Origin of the sequence: Lactobacillus leichmannii (assembly GCF_024701915.1) — a bacterium.
Taxonomy (GTDB): domain Bacteria; phylum Bacillota; class Bacilli; order Lactobacillales; family Lactobacillaceae; genus Lactobacillus; species Lactobacillus delbrueckii.
The window spans coordinates 1-7,035 of record NZ_QOCY01000040.1 but is presented as its reverse complement, the minus strand read 5'-3'; the positions used below and the strand labels follow the sequence as shown (position 1 = coordinate 7,035).

Annotated in this window: 5 protein-coding genes and 3 pseudogenes; all 8 read right to left on the bottom strand. The window is 47.4% G+C overall.

Annotation, left to right across the window (positions count from 1 at the left end; genetic code table 11):
- Positions 1 to 308: pseudogene (locus DS743_RS04335) on the bottom strand (helix-turn-helix domain-containing protein); the annotation flags it as partial.
- A 522-nt stretch (positions 309 to 830) separates the two neighbouring features.
- Positions 831 to 1,493: an ABC transporter permease gene (locus tag DS743_RS04330; RefSeq protein WP_003615771.1), complete on the bottom strand. Its 663-nt coding sequence runs from the start codon at positions 1,491 to 1,493 to the stop codon at positions 831 to 833.
- Positions 1,493 to 2,422 carry an osmoprotectant ABC transporter substrate-binding protein gene (locus tag DS743_RS04325; protein ID WP_016396754.1) on the bottom strand — a complete coding sequence of 310 codons (930 nt, stop codon included), beginning with the start codon at positions 2,420 to 2,422 and terminating at the stop codon, positions 1,493 to 1,495. The genes DS743_RS04330 and DS743_RS04325 overlap by 1 nt, the downstream gene beginning before the upstream one ends.
- An 11-nt stretch (positions 2,423 to 2,433) precedes the next feature.
- Positions 2,434 to 3,063 carry an ABC transporter permease gene (locus DS743_RS04320; RefSeq protein WP_003615773.1) on the bottom strand — a complete coding sequence of 210 codons (630 nt, stop codon included), beginning with the start codon at positions 3,061 to 3,063 and terminating at the stop codon, positions 2,434 to 2,436.
- Positions 3,064 to 3,065: 2 nt separating this feature from the next.
- Positions 3,066 to 4,313: a betaine/proline/choline family ABC transporter ATP-binding protein gene (locus DS743_RS04315; RefSeq protein WP_003615774.1), complete on the bottom strand. Its 1,248-nt coding sequence runs from the start codon at positions 4,311 to 4,313 to the stop codon at positions 3,066 to 3,068.
- Between the two features lie 115 nt (positions 4,314 to 4,428).
- A pseudogene (locus DS743_RS04310) lies at positions 4,429 to 5,649 on the bottom strand (IS4 family transposase); the annotation flags it as partial.
- A 338-nt stretch (positions 5,650 to 5,987) separates the two neighbouring features.
- Positions 5,988 to 6,260 (bottom strand): non-specific DNA-binding protein Hbs, encoded by a 273-nt coding sequence (gene hbs, locus DS743_RS04305; RefSeq protein WP_002876514.1) that lies wholly within the window; start codon positions 6,258 to 6,260, stop codon positions 5,988 to 5,990.
- Between the two features lie 153 nt (positions 6,261 to 6,413).
- A pseudogene (locus DS743_RS04300) lies at positions 6,414 to 6,870 on the bottom strand (RpiB/LacA/LacB family sugar-phosphate isomerase).
- Between the last annotated feature and the right edge of the window lie 165 nt (positions 6,871 to 7,035).

Here is a 7,035-nt window from a genome sequence, read left to right as displayed (position 1 = left end):
GCAGTGGGAAACATAGTCGATGAACTTATGTCTGCGAAGAAACAAGCTCTTGCGGCCGCATTCGCTTCTATGTAGCTCGTAAGTGCTTTGCCCTTCGACAGCTTTATACCGCTTCACATTGCCGGTATACGGGATACTGTGCCTCTTTTGAGCTCATATCCGGCCGAGCTTGGTGAGCAGTTAAGTTCTCTAGCTATAGCACGATTAGAGCAGCCCTTAGAGTGCAGCTCCTGGATTGTAGTCCGGTTGTTCAGCGTAAGGTGCTTGCCCTTTTGGTGTGGTTTAGTGTTAGAATATGAATGATCCATTTTAACCTCTCTAGAAATGTTTGTGGTAATTCATATTCTACCAGATGGTTGAAATGGATTTTTTGTGCTCTAATCCAGTAAAAACGATTTTTCTTACTGGATCGGAACAGTGCTCAGTTTAATTTTACAATCGGCGGAGATATTTTAGCTTTGCTGGCACCAGTTACAGCGGTGACTTGTTTGATTGAGTGTCCTTGGGCGCGAAGCAAGACCACCTGAACGCGACGAATTGCACGCGCATTTTCGTGGTGTTCGAAGGTTGTCTTGAGCTCATGAATTTGGTTTTCGGTGTATTTAAATATTTTTGGCATGATGAAAGCATACCAGAAAAAGCCGTGGGATTAAACGGCTTATATTAGATCTTGTTTAGTATGAATTTGGGCAATGAGTTCTGGGCCGTGCCAAACTACGCAGATTAGCAATCCTAACAAATTACTCTTGAGAAACAAAAAAGGCGAGTGAATCTCCGTATGTGAAGACTCACTAGTCCTATTTAGTAACTATGAACTGTTAGACCTACTTTTATGAAGCAGCCTTTCCTTTCGGCTCGAGTCGGCGTTCCAAGAAGCCGAGGACGAGGTCGGAGATGATGGCCATTAGCGCTGTCGGCAACGCGCCGGCGAGGATGATGGCTCCGCCGTTGGTGGCGTTGGTGCCGCGGATGATGATGTCGCCCAGGCCGCCAGCTCCGACGAAGGCGCCGATTGCGGTGATCCCGATGGCGACGACCAAAGCGTTACGAATCCCGGCCATGATGACCGACATGCTTAAGGGGATTTCGACCATATACAGTGACTGCCAGCGGGTCATGCCCATGCCTTTAGCCGCATCCATCAGGTTCTTATCGACATTTTGCATGCCGGTGTAAGTGTTCTTGATGATTGGCAGCAGCGAGTATAAGAAGACCGTGACAATGACGGTGTTTACGCCAAGTCCGAGTCCCAGCATGATGATCGAAAGCATCGCTAGGCTGGGGATGGTCTGAATGACGTTGGCGATGCCGATGACTGTGTTACTCAAGGTGCGATGGCGCGCAATTGCCAGCCCAACCGGAATGCCGATCACCGCTGCGATGAGCACCCCATAGATCGAAATCAGAAAATGGCGGGCGAACTGACTCAGCACGTAGGAACCATTGTTGGCAAGGTAATACCAGAATTGCTGCCAAGTATCCATGTTAGCCATTAGTCGTCACTTCCTTTGAAATAGTTGTGTTTGGCAAGAAACTTTTGCGCGACCACATTTGGTTCAAGTAACTGGTCGTCGACTTGATAGTTGAGTTCCTGCATGGTTTTCAGGTTGATCTTGCCGTCTAAGCGATGCAGTAACGGTTTTAGTTTAGGGTATTTCTTCAAAAGGCTATTATTAACGACCAATGAGCACTGATAAGGCGGGAAGAAGTTTTTGTCGTCCTTCAGTACTTTCAGATTGTAACTGCGAATCCGTCCATCAGTGGAATAGCCAAGAACTGTCTGCATTCGGTTTGCTTCAACGGCATCGTAAACCAGACCAATCTGCATCGGATAAACCCGCTTAAAGTCAAAGCCATATGCTTTAGTAAAATCGCTATAGCCATCGCCTTTCCGGTTCATCCAGCTGGAGTCAACGCCGGCATTATATTGCGGTGCGACTTTCTTCAAATCGGAAACGGTGTTGAGATTGTCTTCTTTGGCTTCTTTTTGCGTCACCATAAAGGCATAGGTGTCAGAAAAGCCGTAAGATGGATACCAGGTCTGATCGTAGCGCTTTTTGAACTCGCGCTTGACGATGGCGGTGGCCTTAGCTGAGTTCTTGACCGGGTTCATGCCTAATGTGCCGGTAATCTCGGTGCCGGTGTAACGCGCAGCACTAATATCGGCATCGTTGCGGACCATGGCTTGATGCACCACGGTGCTGGAGCCGAGGTTATTGACCAACGTGGTTTTGTAACCTAGCTCATGATTGATTAGTTCGGCAATGATATTGGCCATGATCTGCGACTCGGTACTGGTTTGCGAGGCGATCCGCACCGTCCCGTCATTACCGGAGCCGCCTAAGCCAGGAAAGCCGCAGCCGCTCAACAAGAGAACCGGAATCAGCAAAAGTGACAGGAATAATTTTTTGAACTGTTTCATCTTGCCACCTCCTAAGTGCGTTCACTGACAGGTGTCAGGTGGTATTCCAACCGCCCAAGCAACCAGTCAATGACCAGTGCCAAAATGGTAACAGGAATCGTGCCGCCGATAATCAGATCCGGCTGGAAGAGATTCAAACCGTTGAAGATCAGATCCCCAAGGCCACCAGCCCCGATGTACGAAGCCAAGGTTGCCCAGGCAATGACATAAATAGCTGACAAGCGAATGCCCGCCATGATCACCGGCATCGCCAAAGGCACTTCGACTTGCCGAATCGATTGCATCGCCGTCATGCCCATACCTTTAGCCGCGTCTATTAACACCGGATCGACATCTTCCATACCAATATACGTATTCCGCAGAATCGGTAACAAAGAGTAAATGAACAGTGCAACGATAGCTGGCACTGTTCCGATCCCGAATAAAGGAATCATCAAGGCCAACAACGCCAATGATGGCACCGTCTGCAGCATGCTGGCAATACCGATCACGACTTTAGCGGTCTTAGGAAAACGCGTCAGCAAAATACCCAGCGGAACGGCGACGATCACCCCAAGAGCTAACGCAATTGCCGAGATGTAAAGCTGTTCCCAGGTTTTGGTGATCAGTTCACTGCCATGTGCGTTTAAAAAAGCAAACATGGTCACACCTCCTTAGGTGCGTCTCGGTCATCTGCCGCTGCCGAATCGGTTGCCGGTTCCTGATCGGTAGGCGTTGCCGACTCTTTGGCGCTATCGCTGGCTTGATCGTCTTCATTTTCGCCCCAGATGGTGTCGTAAACGACATCAACTAATGAAGCACGGGTGACAATACCGACCAATTTCTGATCGTTATCAACCACCGGCACATACTTGAAACCGCGCTTTAAAATGCGATCAGCGGTATCGCGCAGCAAAGCGTTCTTATTCACATAGAAGATACTCGACTTGGTAATGTCGCCAACGCTAGTAGCACTTTGATACCGGGTTCCCAGCGATTCCAAATCAATGAAGCCTTTCAGATGATTTTCATCATCCGTCACCAACAGCGTATCAACGCGACGTTTACGCATTAGGGAAATCGCTTCAGCTAGTGACTTGCCTGGCGTGATCGCTGCAGGATTCTTCAGCATGATCTGCTCAACGGTGGTCACATCAGCCCGCGCCCGAACCAATCGATCCTGGCCGACCAGGTTCTCAACGAATTTGTTCGCTGGATGCGTCAACAGTTCGGTTGGCGTCGCATTTTGAATGATATGCCCGTGGTCCATCACCACAATTTTGGTTGCGAGCTTGAGCGCTTCATCCATATCATGCGTGACAAAAACCACGGTCTTACCAAGCTTCTCCTGCAGATTCTTAATCAGTTCCTGCAAAGCCTCACGGGTAATCGGATCCAAAGCGCCATAAGGTTCATCCATTAAAATCAGATCCTGATTCGCAGCAAGCGCCCGGATAACGCCGATTCGCTGTTGCTGGCCACCGGAAAGCTCGGATGGATAGCGATCCAGATAATCTTCCGGTAATTCAACAAGGTCCACCAGCTCCTTAGCTTTCTTGCGTCGCTTTTCTTCCGGCCACTTCAATAACTTCGGGACAATGGTGATGTTTTCATAAATGGTCATATGCGGCATGAGGCCAATGTTTTGGATAACATAGCCGATTTGACGCCGCAATTTGACGGCATCGATTTTGTGAATGTCCTTGCCGTTAAACAGGATTTGGCCGCCGCTGGGTTCCAGCATGCGGTTAATCATGCGCATCGTGGTTGTCTTTCCGGAACCCGACGTCCCGATAAGACAAACAAATTCGCCCTTATGAATCTCAAGGTCGATATGTTCGACCGCGACATTCTCGCCTCGATAAACTTTTTCAACGTCCTTGAACTGGACCATTGGTTGTTCTTCTGGCATCTGACGCGCCCTCCTTTATTTGATGATTCCATAATAACACATGAACTTAAACTTCCCACACCAAAAAGAACTATGAAGCCTTGAAAACTCAATAGTTTAGCCAGTAGATATTCAATTAAGCTGCTAGTGATGGCGATATAGCCTCTTGCATGTACTTCGGGAGGCGTGAAATGAAAGCGTCGGTGAACCTTTCCATCTGCTCTTCTGTCGGTTGGAAGATCTCTTTCACACTCTCGAACATGGCTTCCACCAGGATTTGTAGGGAGTGATTGAAAGTGATGTCCGCAAGCTCGTCTACCATGCAATAAAAGATCTCGCCTATTGTCCTATCATCTTCATCATCTCGCTTCTCAACTGACATGAACATATAGCGCAGAAAGACGAAAGCCGTATGGGCAGTCAATGCATCGTATGAGAGGCCATGGTATTCAGTACCGAGCTTCAAGAAACTCTTGCAGGTCTTGAAGAAGACCTCGATATCCCATCTTTTGCCGTAAATTCTGATGATCTCATTTTCATCGATCGTCATGTCCGTGCAAATAAGAGCGATCCAGTCTTTCTGGGCACCATCTTTGGCAGGATCTCCAACCTTTACAGGGACGGACAGGAGATATTGAACAGCCTCGACGCTTCTTGCATGCGTTGAGGATCTGCTTGACGTTCATCCGCTTTCCTTCGAACTCGCATGTGATCTTGGAGCTTTTCTTCACCATGGCGATTACGTTCAAACCCCGTTGACTGATTTGGACAATCTGATGAGGATGGAGAACCAAGTGTCAAACATGACGTACTTGACAGTGAGCCCTGCTTTCAAAGCTTGATCGAGCAGCTGGATAACTACATCGGTCCCCTTTGATTGGGCCATAATCCGCCTCTTGGCCGCAATTGTGCGCTTGTCGATCTTCTTGGTCGTCCCGATGACATTCTGATCGTTCTTTGAGGACAAGAGTGATGAAGCGATTGGGACAAAGGAGGATCCATCAGTCCAACCCATGGTCATCATTCGAAAGCCCTTCTTGTAGGTCATCGAAACGTAGTCGAATACTTTGGCAGCCAGCTCAGTCTTCTTGTATCCAGTTCTAGAGTAGAGCGAATCGTCAAAAACGAAGCAATCGGCACGTTGGTCAGAAGTCAGATCTTTCAGGTGCCCATTGACGATCCTCTCAGCTAGCAGAAAAGTGAGGCGAAGCCAGTTGATATTTGGGTTCTGCATGAATCTATAGTAGGTGTTTTTTGAGAAGCCAGCAGTACACTTGCCAGACTTCTGTTGCATGTACATGCTTCTGTCTGGAAACACATTACTGAAGATGTATGAAAGGATCGACCAAAGTGGGATGGTAGACTTAATTATATCAAGCGAACAAAGGCCTTGTGCTTTTTTATTTGCTAATCTATTGAATTTTGAAGGTACAAGCCCACTTTTGTATGTGGGAAGTTTAAGTTAGAATATGAATGATCCATTTTAACCTCTCTAGAAATGTTTGTGGTAATTCATATTCTACCAGATGGTTGAAATGGATTTTTTGTGCTCTAATCCAATGAAAGCGATTTTTCTTACTGGATCGGAACAGTGTTCAGTTTAATTTTACAATCGGCCTTACGTTTTAATTACAGGATTTTTCCGAAAAAAAAGACCACCGGAATCAACCGATGGTCATTTAGGAGTGGTCAAGCTTACTTAACGGCATCCTTCAGGGCCTTGCCTGGCTTGAAGGCTGGAACCTTGCTTGCAGGGATTTCGATTTCAGCGCCAGTTTGCGGGTTGCGGCCCTTCCGAGCAGCGCGTTCACGAACTTCAAAAGTCCCAAAGCCGATCAATTGTACCTTTTCGCCCTTAGCAAGTGCTTCTTCGATTGATGCAAACAAAGCGTCAACGATTTGAGCAGATTCCTTCTTGCTGAATTCAGTCTTTTCACTTACAACTGAGACAAGTTCAGTCTTGTTCATCTTGTTTCCTCATCTTTCTATTAAAAGGCTCAGCAATATGCCGAAGCTTAGTCATATGCTTAATTATAGCAAAACTTTGCCGCTGCAACAGCCTTTCTGTGAAATAGATGAGGGGAAATACTAAAATTACAAAAATCTTTTAGTAGAGTCCACCTATTTCACTGGCACGCAGTGCTTGTCGTTGATCGCCTTGACTTTGTCCACCCGCCGGCGGTACTTTTCTTACATAAAAGGATCCGTGTTCAGCCAGGTCTTGACGATTTCGCCGGCCATCATGTCCCCGATAATCTTGGCGCCTAAGCAAAAGACGTTGGAGTCGGTGTGCTGGCGGGCAAGCTTGGCACAGAAAGGATCTTGGCAGGCCGCGGCGTAAATGCCGCTAATCTTGTTGGCGATCAAGGCGCTGCCGTAACCAACCCCGTCAACGAAAATGCCCCGGTCACATTCGCCCTTGGCCACAGCCAGACTGGCTGGGTAGACAAAGTCTGACAGGTCGCTCTTCATTGCCGGCCCCGAAGTCAACGACTTCATAGCCTTCTTCTTCCAGGTAGGCCTTGATTTCGTTCTTCAAGCGGGTACCCGCGTGGTCGTTTGCCGTTGCAATCTTCATGTTTATGCCTTCTTCTATTTCAATTTTTTAAAAAACGCCGATTGTAAAATTAAACTGAACACTGTTCCGATCCAGTAAAAAATCGCTTTCACTGGATTAGAGCACAAAAAATCCATTTCAACCATCTGGTAGAATATGAATTACCACAAACATTTCTAGAGAGGT

Bases quoted from the DNA above. Each gene is read 5' to 3' on its own strand.
- DS743_RS04330 (WP_003615771.1), bottom strand. From the start codon at position 1,493: ATGGCTAACATGGATACTTGGCAGCAATTCTGGTATTACCTTGCCAAC.
- DS743_RS04325 (WP_016396754.1), bottom strand. From the start codon at position 2,422: ATGAAACAGTTCAAAAAATTATTCCTGTCACTTTTGCTGATTCCGGTT.
- DS743_RS04320 (WP_003615773.1), bottom strand. From the start codon at position 3,063: ATGTTTGCTTTTTTAAACGCACATGGCAGTGAACTGATCACCAAAACC.
- DS743_RS04315 (WP_003615774.1), bottom strand. From the start codon at position 4,313: ATGCCAGAAGAACAACCAATGGTCCAGTTCAAGGACGTTGAAAAAGTT.
- hbs (WP_002876514.1), bottom strand. From the start codon at position 6,260: ATGAACAAGACTGAACTTGTCTCAGTTGTAAGTGAAAAGACTGAATTC.